Origin of the sequence: Coleofasciculus sp., from assembly GCF_046565525.1 — a bacterium.
Classification (GTDB): Bacteria; Cyanobacteriota; Cyanobacteriia; order Cyanobacteriales; family Coleofasciculaceae; genus Coleofasciculus.
This window is the reverse complement of sequence record NZ_JBKHUP010000017.1, coordinates 21,251-36,738: the sequence shown is the minus strand read 5'-3', so window position 1 is coordinate 36,738 and position 15,488 is coordinate 21,251. Positions and strand designations below refer to the sequence as shown.

15 protein-coding genes and 2 pseudogenes are annotated in these 15,488 nt (G+C 46.0%); 11 read left to right on the top strand and 6 right to left on the bottom strand.

Features of this window, described 5'->3' with window-relative positions; translation table 11 throughout:
* Nucleotides 1-124 precede the first annotated feature (124 nt).
* From ACLGGO_RS08525 to ACLGGO_RS08510, 4 genes are all read right to left on the bottom strand, one after another.
* Nucleotides 125-1,996 (bottom strand): alpha/beta hydrolase, encoded by a 1,872-nt coding sequence (locus ACLGGO_RS08525; RefSeq protein ID WP_446418969.1) that lies wholly within the window; start codon nucleotides 1,994-1,996, stop codon nucleotides 125-127.
* A 427-nt stretch (nucleotides 1,997-2,423) separates the two neighbouring features.
* Entirely contained in the window at nucleotides 2,424-2,720 is a 297-nt protein-coding gene (locus tag ACLGGO_RS08520) for a hypothetical protein (RefSeq protein ID WP_446337335.1), read from the bottom strand.
* A gap of 260 nt (nucleotides 2,721-2,980) precedes the next feature.
* Nucleotides 2,981-4,045, bottom strand: a complete 1,065-nt coding sequence (locus ACLGGO_RS08515; RefSeq protein ID WP_446337334.1) for an ABC transporter permease — start codon at nucleotides 4,043-4,045, stop codon at nucleotides 2,981-2,983.
* 53 nt (nucleotides 4,046-4,098) lie between these two features.
* Nucleotides 4,099-4,617, bottom strand: coding sequence for an adenine phosphoribosyltransferase (locus ACLGGO_RS08510; RefSeq protein ID WP_446337360.1), 519 nt, complete (start codon nucleotides 4,615-4,617; stop codon nucleotides 4,099-4,101).
* 213 nt (nucleotides 4,618-4,830) lie between these two features.
* On the opposite strand from ACLGGO_RS08510, the pseudogene ACLGGO_RS08505 reads away from it, so the two are divergent.
* The 4 genes and pseudogenes from ACLGGO_RS08505 to ACLGGO_RS08490 all read left to right on the top strand — a co-directional run.
* Nucleotides 4,831-5,247 (top strand): annotated as a pseudogene (locus ACLGGO_RS08505) (RNA-guided endonuclease InsQ/TnpB family protein); the annotation flags it as partial.
* Between the two features lie 138 nt (nucleotides 5,248-5,385).
* Nucleotides 5,386-5,667 (top strand): annotated as a pseudogene (locus ACLGGO_RS08500) (zinc ribbon domain-containing protein); the annotation flags it as partial.
* 31 nt (nucleotides 5,668-5,698) lie between these two features.
* Nucleotides 5,699-6,325 (top strand): DUF3038 domain-containing protein, encoded by a 627-nt coding sequence (locus ACLGGO_RS08495; protein ID WP_446337333.1) that lies wholly within the window; start codon nucleotides 5,699-5,701, stop codon nucleotides 6,323-6,325.
* Between the two features lie 64 nt (nucleotides 6,326-6,389).
* A complete protein-coding gene (locus ACLGGO_RS08490; RefSeq protein WP_446418968.1) occupies nucleotides 6,390-7,832 on the top strand; it encodes a DUF4335 domain-containing protein in 1,443 nt (480 codons plus the stop codon).
* 137 nt (nucleotides 7,833-7,969) lie between these two features.
* Here ACLGGO_RS08490 and ACLGGO_RS08485 read toward each other — a convergent pair whose 3' ends face one another.
* The gene (locus ACLGGO_RS08485; protein WP_446418967.1) at nucleotides 7,970-11,245 is read right to left on the bottom strand and encodes an efflux RND transporter permease subunit; all 3,276 of its coding nucleotides are present in this window, start codon (nucleotides 11,243-11,245) and stop codon (nucleotides 7,970-7,972) included.
* A gap of 394 nt (nucleotides 11,246-11,639) precedes the next feature.
* On the opposite strand from ACLGGO_RS08485, the gene ACLGGO_RS08480 reads away from it, so the two are divergent.
* From ACLGGO_RS08480 to ACLGGO_RS08465, 4 genes are all read left to right on the top strand, one after another.
* The gene (locus ACLGGO_RS08480; protein WP_446337330.1) at nucleotides 11,640-12,218 is read left to right on the top strand and encodes a Uma2 family endonuclease; all 579 of its coding nucleotides are present in this window, start codon (nucleotides 11,640-11,642) and stop codon (nucleotides 12,216-12,218) included.
* A 90-nt stretch (nucleotides 12,219-12,308) separates the two neighbouring features.
* Nucleotides 12,309-12,521, top strand: a complete 213-nt coding sequence (locus tag ACLGGO_RS08475) for a hypothetical protein (protein WP_446418966.1) — start codon at nucleotides 12,309-12,311, stop codon at nucleotides 12,519-12,521.
* 196 nt (nucleotides 12,522-12,717) lie between these two features.
* Nucleotides 12,718-13,074 (top strand): hypothetical protein, encoded by a 357-nt coding sequence (locus ACLGGO_RS08470; protein WP_446418965.1) that lies wholly within the window; start codon nucleotides 12,718-12,720, stop codon nucleotides 13,072-13,074.
* A gap of 99 nt (nucleotides 13,075-13,173) precedes the next feature.
* The gene (locus ACLGGO_RS08465; protein WP_446418964.1) at nucleotides 13,174-13,389 is read left to right on the top strand and encodes a hypothetical protein; all 216 of its coding nucleotides are present in this window, start codon (nucleotides 13,174-13,176) and stop codon (nucleotides 13,387-13,389) included.
* Between the two features lie 86 nt (nucleotides 13,390-13,475).
* Here the strand turns inward: ACLGGO_RS08465 and ACLGGO_RS08460 are convergent, their stop codons facing one another.
* The gene (locus ACLGGO_RS08460) at nucleotides 13,476-13,919 is read right to left on the bottom strand and encodes a hypothetical protein (protein WP_446418963.1); all 444 of its coding nucleotides are present in this window, start codon (nucleotides 13,917-13,919) and stop codon (nucleotides 13,476-13,478) included.
* 153 nt (nucleotides 13,920-14,072) lie between these two features.
* On the opposite strand from ACLGGO_RS08460, the gene ACLGGO_RS08455 reads away from it, so the two are divergent.
* The 3 genes from ACLGGO_RS08455 to ACLGGO_RS08445 all read left to right on the top strand — a co-directional run bounded on the left by ACLGGO_RS08455 (nucleotide 14,073) and on the right by ACLGGO_RS08445 (nucleotide 15,466).
* A complete protein-coding gene (locus ACLGGO_RS08455; RefSeq protein WP_446418962.1) occupies nucleotides 14,073-14,444 on the top strand; it encodes a calcium-binding protein in 372 nt (123 codons plus the stop codon).
* A gap of 231 nt (nucleotides 14,445-14,675) precedes the next feature.
* The gene (locus ACLGGO_RS08450; RefSeq protein WP_446418961.1) at nucleotides 14,676-14,843 is read left to right on the top strand and encodes a hypothetical protein; all 168 of its coding nucleotides are present in this window, start codon (nucleotides 14,676-14,678) and stop codon (nucleotides 14,841-14,843) included.
* Nucleotides 14,828-15,466, top strand: a complete 639-nt coding sequence (locus tag ACLGGO_RS08445; protein ID WP_446335928.1) for a Uma2 family endonuclease — start codon at nucleotides 14,828-14,830, stop codon at nucleotides 15,464-15,466. Before ACLGGO_RS08450 ends, ACLGGO_RS08445 begins: the two co-directional genes overlap by 16 nt.
* Nucleotides 15,467-15,488 lie beyond the last annotated feature (22 nt).

Here is a 15,488-nt window from a genome sequence, read left to right as displayed (position 1 = left end):
CTGAGGCATTCCCCTGTGAGATCAGAAGCTCAGGCTTCTACGAAGTAAGCCTGAGCAGTTCACCAGTGGTTACTGGCTCGACGCTCTAGAGGGTGTAGTTTAAGCTGGCAAGGGATAGAAGCGGTTAGCTAATACCCGTTAAACGCCGATTATAGGTATTCATAAAATTCGTAAAAATCTGATTAAGTTGTCCTGTGCAGCAATCTGTCTGGGTAAGAACCTTGGGAGAGTTGGCAAAGGGTGAAAAAAGCGTCCCGATCGCACCGTGATTTAGGGTGGGGAAGCGGATGGCAATCTTCTGGTTACTCACGGTTAACACTTGGAACCAAGTGGTTAAGCTTGGCGGGAGTTGAGTACTCAGGCGTAGGGATAAGCTGGGACTCGAAAGAGATTGAGCGTAAGCTGGTGTCAAGAAGGGTTTATAGAGTTGGGCTTCAGGGGTTAGCTGTTTAATAAAGGCTAAACTCACACCTCGAAAAAGCTGGCGCAGGGGTTCTGCTTCTTTATCCGTTAGTTCCCTCACCAACGTACTGTTAGTTATCGCTTCATTGAGACTGGCGCGATCTGTCACACTTAAGTGAGTCCCCCCCAGCGCCACCAGCAGATACTTAGGTCCGCTTAACTGATCAAAGGCTCGAAGTTGGTGTTCCAGAGAGGGAGTGATCGCGTCATCGGTTCCCGTTAACATCAAAGTAGGAATTTCTACCTCAGCTAGACCCGTATTGCCAAATAAATGTCCAGTGACGGCATTAAGAGCCATCACCTGAACCACCCGCCGATCGCGTAACTCCACCTTGTCTTCCTGTAAGTCTGTGGCGGAACATTGAAACCAGTCAGCGGGTGAGCGTTCTAGAGGACTACGCTTGTGACAAAATTGCCGCAATTCCTCTAGGTTTAGTTGTCCTCCTGCTAAAGCTAAAGCCGTGTAGCCGCCTAGAGAGTGACCGATAACAGTAACTTGTTCCGTATTCAATTTGCCCCGGAATGCTCCATAGCCTTGATTAATTCTCGCCAGACGATCCAAGACAAAGCTGACATCCTTAGGACGGTCAATAAACTCCGATGGGGGTAGCACCTCCCCAATGTTACTGCTTAGAGAAACCCCACTGAGCCAGCTAAAATTACTGCCGGGATGTTCTATAGCCGCAACGGTTAAACCATTAGACGCCAGATGACGCGCTAGGTAGGTTAAAAATTTGCGGTCAGAACCAAAACCGTGGGAGAGAATGACCAAAGGTCCTGAAGTATCACCAACCCAGTAAATATCTACAGGAATAGAACGATCGCGATCGGGATCGCGTAGCCTCAGAGTTCGTTCCCGTACATATTGATAACCGGTCACCGTCGGATCAAAGTCCGCCGAAAACTCTGGGGTATCCGCAACAGTGAGTTCCTCCTCCAGGATCGGATTGACCAGTTGACTTTGTAAGTAAGGTCTATTCATTTGCAAAACAATCGCGATCGCAGATGAGGCATTGATCGTGACTGTCTCCTCCGGGTAAGCTCTTAAAAAACTTAGCACCGACAATCCATTCGCTTGGCGTGCAGCTAAAAATAGAGCGGCTTTTAACTGATCGAGACTGCTATCAGGAAGTACCCCACCAATTTGATCCAGTAAGCGGGCGCCATCGGCTGAAAGCAGCAAGTCATTGATAAATTTCTCAGCCAGATTGGGGTCGAGTTGCAGGCGTCTGTTGAGTACCTGCTGGACTTGGGGGGTGAGTAAGGAACGGTAGGGTGTGAGAGTTGGCGGTAACTGACCCGTTTGCGCCCATGTTTCTAGATCCTCGATTGCCACCAATTGCTGAAACGGTCCTAATTGCAAGGTGATTCGTTCAGCCGCATTCAGGGGGGTGGCGATTCCCCAAGAAATTCCTACGCCCAATAAAAAGATATAGTGTTTAAGTTTTTGGATTAGCCCTCTGGACTTCACTCCTTTTCTAGGTTGAGTACGCCGAGAGTCTTGGCTATCAAACCGATTGACTTGAAACGTCATAATGTCCTGATTTGACTGGGGTGTAAGTTGAAAGATAAAGAGTTTCAATTAAAGCGACCCAACGCCTTATGTATAAGTTTCCGTTGCCTTGTTGCTGCGATCGCTAAAAAATACATCTGCATTCCCTACAAAGCACGTCGTCAAGCGGTATTACGGCTTTCTGCATTACACCATCTGATGCAAAAACGCAACCGCCCAACGGTTGTTTGTTGTGGTGAGGCATGTACGAGATTCGGCTACAGGCATTACAGTCATCAATCTCAGATTATGATTGTCAGGATATTGGTTGAGCGATAATATATTCGTTCATTTTGGACTAATGGCATCAGTCTTGTAGCTAATCTAAAGATAGAATTTAGAGCCATGTTGAATTATTTTTTTTAAGAATCTGCTGAAAATATCTATCCTTAGAACGAAGCGATTGATATCACCCCTCATAAGAGAGAAACTCTATTTTGGGAATCAGGGGGTCTTGCACAATACCCACGCCATGAAATCCCCAGCGTTGGAGCAATCCTTTTAACTGAGTTCCGGAAACAGACTCAACGGCAAAGCGATCGCTCAGATCAGCCGCGTGGGTATTCAGATAGCTGAGGGCTTCAAACTGTTCGCGAAACATCAATAAGTACCCTGCTCCCATCTCACTATCCCTAGGGGTAGGTTTGGCAGCAAGATAGCGCCCGTCAACTCGAGAAAGAATTAAGTAATAGATTTGGCTAAACATTTTGATGGGTCATTTGTCATTTATCATACTCGCTTCGCGAGAAGCAAGCTACGTCGTGCTTCATGCATTCTGTAGTGGTTCTTTTCACTCTTATCGTTTCTTCCCTCACAAAAGATGCGACTAAACCCGCCCCTAAACCCGCCTTTACAAATCAGGTTTCATCGAGGGTAGCGAAGGGTAAAATTTGTCCTTTATTCGAGCATTGATATGTAAGCGACGTTCTTGGTCAAGGAACAGGGGATTTATAATTCATATTCCGATTATTTAAGATTTTCTAGGCGAATGCGCGGATCAACAAATTTGAGCAGCAAATCAGCGAGTAAATTACCGACAATCAGCATCACCGCCGCCATCATCAAGGCTGCCATCACCAGATAGGTGTCTTTGGCGGTGACGGCTTGTAACGTCAACCGTCCTAAACCGGGCCAATTAAAGAAAAATTCGGCAATAAACGCACCACTTAACAAACTAGCAAATTCAAAACCCAGGATGGTGATCAGGGGATTAACCGCATTCCGTAAGGCATGGACATAGATCACCCGATTTTCTGGAAGTCCCTTGGCACGGGCTGTTTGGATATAATCTTGCCGCAAAACATCCAACATTGCCCCTCGGGTAATTCGTTGAAGTCCGGCAAAACTGGTGATTGAGAGGGCAAGGGTTGGTAAAATCATGTGCCATCCAATATCGAGTACTTTACCAATGGGTGACAAATCCGCATGATTAATACTGGTCATGCCACCCACCGGAAAAAGCGGTGAGGTGTATTGGGCGATAATGAGCAGCAACAGGGCAGTAATAAAGCTAGGAAAGCCTTGACCGGTATAGCTAATCACCTGTAAGGCGCGATCGGCAAAGCGGCTTTGCTTGACGGCGGCAATAATCCCCAAAGGAATCGCGATCGCCCAAGTGATAATAATCGAGGAAATGGCGAGCAGTAAGGTGGCTGGGATGCGTTCCCAGAGTAGGGATGATACGGAACGAAAATAAACAAAACTCTCACCAAAATCTCCCTGAGTCACAACTCGCACCAGCCAACGCCAATATTGTTTGTAGGCAGGTTGATCCAAGCCAAATTGCTGTCGGAGTTCCTCAATGCGTTCCGGGGAAATCTGGGGATTTTGCCGCAGGGTATCCAAGTAATTGCCCGGTGACAATTGAATGATGGCAAAACTGAGCGCCGATGCCAGAAATAAGGTTAATAAGGCTTGCAAGAGACGTTTGACGATGTAGAGAAACGTCTCACTGGAGACAATCCGGATGAACCCCGCCCACGCCTCATTTAAGCCATGGCGAATTGAAGAATCCTGTGTTGAAGAAGTCATTCGTCTTTATTGCTTTACTGAAGAATGTAACCCATCACCCATTGCTCATGCCCTTAATACTCAATCAAGGTAACAACCGGCACATCAGGCAGCTTCTGACGCCCCTGTAAATCCCTTAGTTCGATGATAAAACTAAAGCCCACCAGTTCACAGCCAATTTTTTGCACCAGCTTGGCGGTAGCGGCGGCGGTGCCTCCTGTAGCGATTAAATCATCGGCAATCAGAATACGACAACCGGAATCAAAGGCGTCTTGATGAACTTCTAAGCGATCCATACCATATTCGAGTTCATATTCAATGGTATGCACGGCGGATGGGAGTTTACCGGGTTTACGGACAGGGATAAACCCAGCGCCGAGTTGATAGGCGAGGGGAGGACCAAAAATAAAGCCACGGGATTCCATCCCGACGACATAATCTGGCGTGAGTCCTGCTTCTTTACAGGTTTGAGCCAGGATGTCAATCGTGTAGCGTAGACCCTCTGGGTGGCGCAGCAGGGGGGTGATATCCCGAAACATGATTCCAGGTTTAGGAAAATCTGGAATATCCCGAATCAGCGACTTTAAATCCATAGGTAGATAAGGGGCTTGACTAAACAGTTTAACAATTAAATGGATGGAAGCAGACCAATGGTGAGTCCTTGTGCCATGATGGCATCGGAAAGGGCGAATCAGTAAGTGTGTTAACACCGACTGTAGCTAAGTGGTAATGGTAACATAGACAATAAGGAGGTTATATGAAGTGCTGCGTAAAGTCGTCAAAGTCTGGTTGTACTTAACGACGTAAATCCTAAACATTTAGCCAAACATGAGAAAAACCTAAAGTGTAAACAGCAGAAATTAGCTAAAAAAAAGAAGGTGGGTAATTCACGGAACAGATATAAAAAAGTCGTAGCTAGGGTATATAACCAAGTTAGTAACTCACGACAGGATTTTCTACATCAGCTTTCTCGTAAGCTCATCAACGAAAGTCAAGTTGTTGTAGTAGAGAACCTGCATGTCAAGGGCATAGTTTGTAAGCACAAGCGAGCCAAGGCAATATCTGATCTGGGTTGGGGAATATTGGTTAACTGCCTATCTTACAAGCTTGAGAAAAAGGGCGGTAAGTTAGTTGAGATTAATAGATGGTTTCCTCGCTCTAAACGTTGCTCTAACTGCTACTACCAGGTTGATGAGATGCAACTGGAGATGAGGGAGCGGACTCAATACTGCTCGGTTAAGAAAAATTGTAGGTTGGGTAGAGCGCAAGCGTTACCCAACAAACCCAGTAAAACGTTGGATTTCGTTACCTCAACCCAACCTACCTGCCCTTCTGCTCAAGGCTTATCCGAGCAGTATTGGGAGTGGACTTGTCCGAGCTGTGGGACTCATCATCATAGAGATAGTAACGCCTCGACCAATACCAATATTAGAGCAGAAGGTATCAGAATATTACAGGCGGATGGAACAGCCGTCTGTGCTAGTGGAGGGGAAGTAAGACCCAAGAGCGGACGTAAATCTCTCATGAGGTATTCCCCCCTGAATCTAGAAGCCCACACTACACCTCCTGTCCTGAGAAGAGCGAAGGATCACAAAGGATCAGGTCAGTGTTGGGTAGTTCACTTGCAAATTCTTTCTGTATAGAAGACGAGTTCACCTACAATCGCTACTTAGAATGATTCTTTCTGTAAGCGTAATGCCGACAAACAGTTCTACTGCTCCATCCCATCCCGTAATTTTAGATAATTTACCCGATCCCGGTATCTCAGATCGGGGATGCCCGTCACGAAGTCGGCAGCAGATTGACCTGATTTTACTTGCCATTGAAGCGTTGGAACTGGGAGGTTCTGAAGCGATGCTGCTAGTCGCCAAACAGCTAGAACTTCAGGACATTATCAATAATCGTGTGGTTCTTTGGCGTCTACGCTGCACCAATCCCTTGCGACGCTCTCACACGCGCCGTCCCCTGAATCTAGAAGAAGCTAAAGCCTTAGTGATTATAGCCAGTTATCTGGCTCGCCGCATGACGGTTGTGATTCGACAACTGCTTCTGGCTTACGAACAACTGAGTCAAAAGCAGGTTCCCATCGAACAACATTTTCGCTTGTCCTCCTATCTAGAGCGGTTCCGGGCGCATTTCCGTAGCCGGATGAACCCACGAAGGGCAAAGGTCTCTGTGTACAATACCGATGAAAAGTTAAATGAGCTAGCATTGTCGCTGTTAGCTCAGTTGCTGTTTTGTACAGGAACCTCTGGTATGCAGCGATTTTGGATTAGTTTGTTTGATGGAGAAGTTGGATGAATGATCCGAACCAGAGGTTGAGAGCGTCCGTAGCTATAGTTGTGGGTTCCATAGGGAAAAAACGATGACAATTCGACGCCAGTACAGTTTGCCCAACTGTACGCTGATTCTAGAGGGATTAAGTGATACAACCGCAGGGGGGGGAGACCAGCTTGATGCTCGCCCGCTGATGACGATTCTGGTTAATGCAGAATGCCGTTTTATGGGTCAGCCGCAGCCCATTAGCGGCGGACGAGATTTTTTTGAGAGCTTGGTTGAGTCTGTCAATCGGTATGCTCAAGAATTTTTGAGTCACGTCCCTCACCCTCAACTTGATGGCGCTAAACCACCTTTGGTGCAGTTACAACAACTTCCGGATAAAAACTTGCACCATTTAAGGGTGGGGCAAACCGCAGAAGTTCTTTCGGGTGTTACTTCTGATTCCCATAGCGCATCAGGGACTTCTGCGGGAGGGATAGATGGCAAAAATCCTGTACAGCTTGATTTGACAACGGTACAGCTATTTGATTTGGTTGAGGCGATCGATCAGTTCCTCGCGGATCAGCACACGTTGCCTGATCTGGCTGTACCCTTACAACCGATTTCCCGACGGTATCGCAAAGCTGACCAATCCGTCGCCCAGCGAACCGCACCCACTGCGATTGGTGTGACGAGTTTAGCTGTAGCAGCGTTGGCTTTATTCTTTGTACCCGTCCCAGAAGTGCGTCCTCCCAAGCCAGCCTCTGAGTCTGAGGTCACGGAAACAACGTCTCCAACCCCAGATAGCCCAGGTCAAGTCACCCCAACCCCCACCTCAAGTCCCCCTTCGGCGGCTGAACTGGAGGACGAATTAACCTCAACTCGAGAGATTACGAATCCAACGGAGTTGAGTTATTTGAAGCGTTATCTGCACAGAGAACTCAATCAAGAATGGGATAACCGGGAAGGGTTAAATCAGAATTTAGAGTATCAGGTTACGGTTGGCGGAGACGGAGATATTCTAGGGTATAAGCCCGTTGATGATACGCCTATTGATAGTGCGGCAAAAACTCCCTTACCGGAGTTGAGCTATATTCCCACAGAAGGCGGTACAGCAAGCCGAGAAACCTTTGCTCTGTTCCGGGTGGTATTTACCCCAGGTGGTGTGTTGCAAATCAGTCCTTGGCAAGGCTATCAGGAAGAACCTGGTTTAGGACCCGAAATCACGGAGCGGAGGTTACTGAGACAATTAAATAATCAACTCTACAGCACGTTAGACGAACGTTGGGAAGGAACACCGCTATCACGAAGACCATTAAATTACCGAGTGGCTGTCACTGAAGATGGCACGATCGCGGACTACGAACCGACCAATCAACCAGCTTGGGATTATGTAGCGGAAACACCGTTGGCAGATTTAGCTGACCCAGAAGCGGCTGGTATTGGCAGTGAGGAAACTGGATTTGTTCCCGACCAACCCTTAGCTCAGTTTCAGGTGGTGTTTAAGCCGAATGGTGTGCTGGAAGTTAGTCCTTTACGGGGATTCTGATGAGTAGGGTGGGCAATGCCCACCAGCCTTAAGTGCGATCGCGGGAGAATCAAGCTGGGCGGTTTAAACCGCAGCTACACAGACCAAACCCGCCTTCGCGGGTTATAACAATTATAATTTTCTTCTAACGGCTATTACTACACTGATGCTCTAGTCTTACCTCTGTTCTCTGTTACCTCTACCTTTTTCCCTGTTCTTCCCTTCATTCTTTTTTTCCTATTCTTATCCCCAAAACTATCATGAAGCAATGTATAGAAACAGGGAATAATAAATAGCGTCAATCCCGTTGCTAGGGACAATCCCGAAAATACCACCACACCTAACGGTTGTAAAAACTCTGACCCTTGCCCAATCCCCAGCGCCAGAGGAAACAAGCCTAAAACTGTGGTGATTGTGGTCATTAAAATCGGTCGTAAACGTTGAGGCGCGGCTTGCAAAATCGCTGTTTTGCGGTCAACCTTTTCTCGCTCATAAATTTGATTGGCAAACTCGACCATCACGATCGCGTTATTTACCACAATCCCTACCAGGAGTACCGCCCCCACTAGAACCGTTGCGCCCATGGCGGTTTGGGTGAGATACAGTCCCAAAATTCCCCCGGCTAAGGCGAGGGGTACAGTCAGCATAATCACCAAGGGGTCAATCAGGGAATTATACTGCACCGCCATGACCACAAACACCATAAACGCGGCTAATCCTCCCAGCACCTTCAGTGAATTTTGGAGTTGCTGATTGGTTTCACTAGCGGAACTGGGTAAAATAGATACACCATCTGGTAAATCTAATTCGGCTAACACCGCATCAGTTTCCGCTAACGCCTCACTCAAGGTTGCACCTTCATTTAATGTCCCCGCTATTAAGAACACTTGGCGCTGATTTATCCGCTGAATTTCACCCGGCGCTTGTCCTTGATCAATCGCCGCTACATCACCTAAGTAAATTTGACGATTATTATTGGTAAATAGGGGTAATTCTTTGATCTGAGACACGCGCTGAATCGCCGCTTGATCAAGCTGTACCCGCACATCGACCAAGCGATCGCCCCGTTGTAACTGAGTCGATACCGAACCTGCGATCGCGGTTTGAATCGTATCGCCAATTTCCTGGGCGGTTAAACCCAATTGGGCGACTCGTTCCCAGTCGGGACGAATCTGAATTTCGGGTTGGCGATCATCTGCATCCGGGCGAAACGCTGCTAAGGTAACGCGCTCATCTAACGCCTTTAACACTTGACGCCCTGCGGCTTCTAATTGCTGCGTATTTGTCCCCTGTAATCCAATATCTAAATCCGCCCCGCGCACCGGCGAATTACTTAAAATAATTCCCCGCACTTCACCGGGACTCAGGCGCAGACGAGTTTGGACTAAATTTAACGTCTGCAATTCCTGATTGACTCGTTCAATAAATGTCTCGACATTACTATCAGATTTCAGCGCAATTGTACTCGTCCCGCGTAACAGGTTTTCTGATGTATTCCCACCAAACAAAAACCCGCCAGATGTGGTAAACGCATACTCGGCTTCCGGTTGCGCTAAGAGAATATCATCCACCGCCATCATCACTTGTCGATTCTGATCCAGGGTAGTTCCTGGTGGAAATTGGGCAAACATTCGGGCTTGTCCGGTATCAATTCGGGGCAGAATTTCTTGGGGAATTTGACTAGCTAAGGCTAAACTTCCCCCACCTAGAATTAAAACAGCGAGGGCGATTACCAGAAGGCGATACCGCAGCACCCGCGCCAGGAACCCTTTGTAACCAAGGGTTGCGGCTGCAAAGCGACGATTAAAGGCTTGCAATAGCCAAAATCGGTTTAAGCCACTTGACCAAGGGATTGCCAAGAGGCGAGACGAAAGCATTGGTACAACCGTCAACGCGACAACCAAAGAGGCGGCGACAGCAAAGCTAATGGTTAAAATTAATTCACTAAACAGGAGGGAGAAAAACCCACCAATGAGCAAAAAGGGTAGGACAGCGACTAAATTAGTACTGGTGGAAGCAATCAGCGCTGATTCTACCTCTTGGGAACACCGTTCAGCTTGGGAAATGATGGATTGAGACGGGGCGGGTTTAGTTCCGTTATCGGTTTTTTCTTCAATGGTATCGGTCAAACCCGCCCCTACACCTGGATTATCAGACACCCCGGCTGCGATCGTTTCTAGCATAACGATCGCGTTATCCACGACAATCCCGACTCCTAACGCCAATCCCCCTAAACTAAACACGTTCAGGGATAAGCCAAATAACTGCATTAAAATCACAGCGGCTAGGGTGGCTAGGGGAATCGCAATTACAATAATTAAGGTTTGCCGCAATGAACCCAAAAACAACAGCACCGCAAACGCCGCTAACGTGGCTCCCACTAACCCCGAACTCGCCACATTGGCAATAGAATTCTGGATGAAAATTGACTCATCCAAGGTAGCTAATAATTCAATATCCTCTTTAATTAAACCAGATTCCCGTAGCTGTTCAATGCGTTTTTTTACCCCATTCACAACTTCGATCGTATTCGCGTCCGGTTGCTTCTGAATACTAAGTTTAACCGCTGGTTCTCCATTCAGAAAGACAAATACCCGTTTATCTTCCGTTCCATCAATAACCTCAGCAAAATCCCGCAGATAGACACGACGAGAAGGATTTGTTGCGTCTGTATCGTCTATTTCAAAGGACAAATTCCGCAGTTCTTCCGCATCTTGGAAACGTCCCATCGTCCGCGTCAAGGGTTCTGACTCTTCCCCCCGTATCCGTCCCCCCGCCACATCTTGATTGCGCTCATCTAGGGCATCTAGGACATCGGTTAATCCTAATCCTAATAGCTGTAAACGATTCGGGTCAATCAAAACTCTGACCTCTTCCGTTACCCCGCCAGACACATCCACGGAGGCGACTCCGGGAACAACACTCAGTTCACGGCTGAGTTCTTCATCCGCAAATACGCGCAAATCCACATCCTTTAGGGATGGAGATTTCAGCGCCAATTCATAAACAGGTAATTGAGAGGGGTCAAATTTAAATAAACGCGGTGCCTCAATAATATCGGGTAAATTAGACTGAGCGCGGTTATACGCCGCTGTTGCATCATTCAGTGCTTGGTCAATATCACCCCCTGGTCGAAAAAACAAGTCTAAACTGATCCGTCCCTCGCGAGTTTGGGAGAAGACTTGGACAACGCCCTCAGTCGCGCTTAATCCTTCTTCTAAGGGTTTAGTAATTTCCTCAACCGCCACCTCTGGTGAGATACCGGGCGCCCCCAAACGTAAACCAATACGGGGATAGGTAATCGAGGGTAATAAATCGACCTGAATCTGGAGAATGAAAAATATCCCCAGCACAATCACGGCTAGGGTTAAGACGAGGGTACCGATATGGCGGCGAATCGCGATCGCACTAATACTTAATGGATTATTTGTCATTGGTTATTGGCGATTAATTAATCAATCATTGGCTTAGGACTAGAAAACCAGTTCAGAAATCGTGGTTGATTAATGTATTAAGATATACAAATTTTATCAAAATAAGTAAACTTTTGTAAAACGTTAACGTGGCAGAAAAAGTTTTGCCAGGTCAGTTAATGCCTGGGGTACACACTAAACGTTAATAGTTGTGGTAATCAAGAAATTCTCTCGACACTTACACCATTATAGGAGCAGCAACGGTAACGGTTCAGCTATCTCAGCCTGAGTACCGACGACTGACCCCTATGATTCAGGCTCTCCCTCTCACCGGACTTTTCAGCTTAAGTTGACACGCATGATACTGAGCCTGCCCCTACTGCTACAATCAAAGCAATCTTGAACAATTTTGGTTATGATAGCCACTCCCCAAAAATCGCCCAAAATGAGCTTTGAGGACTATCTCGAATGGGAATCTCAGCAAGAGATTCGCTATGAATATGTCAAGGGTGAAGTCTTTGCTATGACAGGCAGTACGATTCCTCATAACGATATTGCTCTGAATCTCTACACAGCCTTACGTCCTCATCTAGGTTCCAGAGGTTGTCGGGTTAATGTCTCAGACGTAAAGGTGCAAGTGAGTCCGAAGATCATTTACTACTATCCTGATGTTATCGTCAGTTGCGACCCTCAAGACCTTAACGCTCGCAAGTTTATTCAAAAGCCTAAACTTATTGTAGAAGTTCTCTCTCCTGGTACAAGTGCTAAAGATAGAGGGGAAAAATTCACTTACTATTTGACAATTCCCAGTTTGCAAGAGTATATCTTGATTGACTCAGAAACAATCTCTGTCGAACGTTACTCTCGCGGAGAGGGAAGAATGTGGCTTTACTATCCTTACCAGGCGGGAGATACTATCACTCTATCCAGCATTGAATTTGAATTTCCGATTGAATTGCTTTATGAAGGTGTCGTCTTTGAAATAGACGAATAAACGCACACCTGATGGATTATGCTAGCTGTAATAACTAAATATTACCCTAAGCCAGAATAGAACAGTCTTCTTGCCGTATGAGTAGTAACTGTGACAGTTCAGCTATCTCAGCCAGACTTCCTACAACTCACCCGCATTGTTCAGAATTTACCTGACTTTGCCAATGTGCGCGATCGCACAGACTTGGTTGCAGAGGCGTTGGCAAATGTACCGCAAGTGAATAGCATCTGGGCGCGTCTAGACTTAGACGGTTCTCCGATGGTTGCTTCTGTCGAAGTCGCCAGCTTTTTATTTCTGAGTTAATGAACAACCTGTAGGGGCGACCCGCTTTATCTAATTAATAACACTAATCCACTCAATTAGGTCGGGTCGCCCTTTATTCATAAGTCCTGTGGTGGGGATAGATGTTAGGTTTTAGGTATTACCTGCATGGCTGACAAAGAGCGCGATCGCAGGCTTGTTAAAATCAATGTAATTCCTATCCTTAGATCACCGAACTATGCAAATTACCCTAGAAATTCCTGATCGCCTCGGTGAGAAACTGCAACAATTGGACGATCGTCTCCCAGAACCCCTGGATTGCGCCCTTCAGGAATTCACCTCCGCAGAAACCATCTCGTATCAAGACGAAATTCAGATCGTCGAATTGCTGGCTAGTCAACCCAGCCCAGACGTGATCCTTGCCATTCGCCCCACACCTGAATTCCAGAATCGCATGAGTGAATTGCTGGATCGGAATAAATCTGGTACTCTTTCCCACTCAGAAGAAGTTGAACGCGATCGGTACTTACTCTTAGAACATTGGGTGCGTTTGGCAAAGGCTCATGCTTATAAACGCTTACAGACATCAGCATGAACTACATTTCGGCTACTCTACGTCAGCAACTTGTCTTTTTCCGGATGACTGCTTTGTTTACGGTAAGTCTAAGGTAAGTACTTACCAGCAGATTTGAATATGTATCCAGATAATTTTAAGGATTTGCCTCTTGAGGTCTTGAGAAGCTGGCGCACTCAAATTTTGGCAGACTTGCAACAGGCAGAAGAACGAGCAATAGATGCAGGTATAGACCCGGAAGAAGTAAGGATAATTAGTTCAATAAGTCGCGCATTGGGAAAAGTGGAGGAGAGTGAGACACGGCTTTCTGCTAGATATGGTGATATGATTTACTAATGATTATCCGTAAGTGGAATGCTTTAGAAACTGGGTTTTTCACTCTAGGTACTGGAGAGATATAATTAGCTTATAAATTTAAATTTTTATCGGGGAAGATTGTCTCTTAAATTATTGACGTAATCAATAATTTCCAGTTTTATTTCTTCAGAGTATCGTTTAGGTATGACATCTTTAAGGCTTTGAATAGCTAACGTATAAAATCTACCTTCCTCAGCTTTGAATTTTGTTCTTTCTTCCCAAGTAAATAAGCTTCCCTCTTTCGTGGTAAATGGAGATATTGGTGGTTGATCCAGGAGTTTCCGATGCTTTGTACGCAAAGAGTTAGAAATATTTTGTAAGTATTTTTCAAACTCCCAGTTTATTCGCTTCTCTAAACTACTGTTACTCTTTACTACTTGCTTCAGATTAGGGCAATCTTCTAAAGCATTACTAACAATCCTTTGTGCTAGTTTAATGGAGCTAGTAGAGATCCAATCTAATACTTCTTTTATACTCGGACTAATATCAGATTCTAAATGCTGATCCACCTCATATAGCTTGGTTTGCGGTGACTCTATATTCTCCAGTAACTGAGACTTATAATCCTGTTGGGAGTCGAGATGTTTATTTATGCTGACTTGGCAGAGGGGCGTTAACCTTTAATTTGGGTGTACCATACAGCAACGAATGGAAGTTAGGTTATGGTGAAATTGGAACGGGATGCAGAACGAGAAGAGCGGATCACAATGGACATTGTGGTGGATGCATACAGCCTAGAAGAGCAGGCAATGGGCTGGTACTACTACTTAGAGGACACAATGCAGTTTCCCTTCACAGCCGTCTGCATCAGTAAGCGACGCATTTCCCCTCTGAAAGAAGAAGCAACCGTAGAAGTGGTGGGGATGGCACCAGAAGAGGAGTGTGAACAGGAAATGTTTGTGGAGATTACCTGGGATGATGATACGCTAGCAGTGCCGTTGATTCAGCTAGAGGCTCCAGAAGCAGATGCACAAACGCAGCAGGCGATCGCCGATTGGCATTACTGGGTGAATCAAGGCTATGAGTTTGGGTAAATTAAATTGATAAAGATACTCCAATAAGCAAGGCAAAAAATCTCAAGACTGCTAGCCGTGCAGACGCGATGCCCCATAGCGCGATCGCTACAATAAAGGTAATTTTCAATCATCCCTGTACTGATTGTCAGCGATGCAGGAGCCGCACGGGGGAATTTTGACCAAGAACGGATTGAAAGCACTAAAGTATGGATTAAGCAGGTACAGCAGTCAGTACGGTATTGCGCTTGGTTGAATCCAACGCCAAATCAATGGTGGCAAAATATCACGGATGGAGAAATTGCCCGTTTATTACCCATGTTTGAAATGAGTCGTCAGGGAATGAATGCGGCAATTAGTGTTTTACGAGGTCGATATATTGTCAAGAAACAGGATGAATCCTCATGCTATTGGAGTTAAGACAATTAAAGGTTCAACCGGGACATCAATTACTACTAGAGGATGTGAGCTGGCAGCAATTTGAAACGATTTTAACAGAATTGGGAGAACATCGCGCCGCGAGACTTTCCTATAGTAATGGTCGATTAGAAATTCTGGTTCCCCTTCCTGAACATGAAAAAGCCAAAGAGATTATTGGCGACATGGTAAAATTTTTATTGGACGCACAACAGATTGTATTTGAATCATTAGGTTCAACAACCTTAAAAAATGAGTGCATGACTCAAGCTGTAGAACCAGATGCTTGCTTTTACATTCAAAATGCTGCCTTAATTATCGGTAAAAATCGGCTTGATCTGACAGTAGATCCTCCACCAGACTTGGCGATAGAGATTGATCTAACTTCTCGCACAAACTTGGATAATTATCAAATCCTAGGAGTGCCGGAACTCTGGCGATATGCAGGAGGAGAGCTAAAGATTAATGTTTTGCCAGATGGACAGTATATAGAGTCTGACTCGAGTCCCACGTTTCCAGATATCCCCATCATTGAATTAGTCAATCGTTACGTTCAGCAGAGTCTAAGTTCTGGCAGAACCCAAGCCATTCAAGCCTTTAAAAGTTGGGTCAAGGACAATCTCTAATCTCACAGTTGACTTGATAGGA

Coding starts and splice junctions, on each gene's coding strand:
- ACLGGO_RS08495 (WP_446337333.1), top strand. CDS start 5,699: ATGATTCTTTCTGTAAGCGTAATGCCGACAAACAGTTCTACTGCTCCA.
- ACLGGO_RS08455 (WP_446418962.1), top strand. CDS start 14,073: ATGGTGAAATTGGAACGGGATGCAGAACGAGAAGAGCGGATCACAATG.
- ACLGGO_RS08445 (WP_446335928.1), top strand. CDS start 14,828: ATGCTATTGGAGTTAAGACAATTAAAGGTTCAACCGGGACATCAATTA.
- ACLGGO_RS08510 (WP_446337360.1), bottom strand. CDS start 4,617: ATGGATTTAAAGTCGCTGATTCGGGATATTCCAGATTTTCCTAAACCT.
- ACLGGO_RS08485 (WP_446418967.1), bottom strand. CDS start 11,245: ATGACAAATAATCCATTAAGTATTAGTGCGATCGCGATTCGCCGCCAT.
- ACLGGO_RS08525 (WP_446418969.1), bottom strand. CDS start 1,996: ATGACGTTTCAAGTCAATCGGTTTGATAGCCAAGACTCTCGGCGTACT.
- ACLGGO_RS08520 (WP_446337335.1), bottom strand. CDS start 2,720: ATGTTTAGCCAAATCTATTACTTAATTCTTTCTCGAGTTGACGGGCGC.
- ACLGGO_RS08470 (WP_446418965.1), top strand. CDS start 12,718: ATGCAAATTACCCTAGAAATTCCTGATCGCCTCGGTGAGAAACTGCAA.
- ACLGGO_RS08480 (WP_446337330.1), top strand. CDS start 11,640: ATGATAGCCACTCCCCAAAAATCGCCCAAAATGAGCTTTGAGGACTAT.
- ACLGGO_RS08515 (WP_446337334.1), bottom strand. CDS start 4,045: ATGACTTCTTCAACACAGGATTCTTCAATTCGCCATGGCTTAAATGAG.
- ACLGGO_RS08490 (WP_446418968.1), top strand. CDS start 6,390: ATGACAATTCGACGCCAGTACAGTTTGCCCAACTGTACGCTGATTCTA.
- ACLGGO_RS08465 (WP_446418964.1), top strand. CDS start 13,174: ATGTATCCAGATAATTTTAAGGATTTGCCTCTTGAGGTCTTGAGAAGC.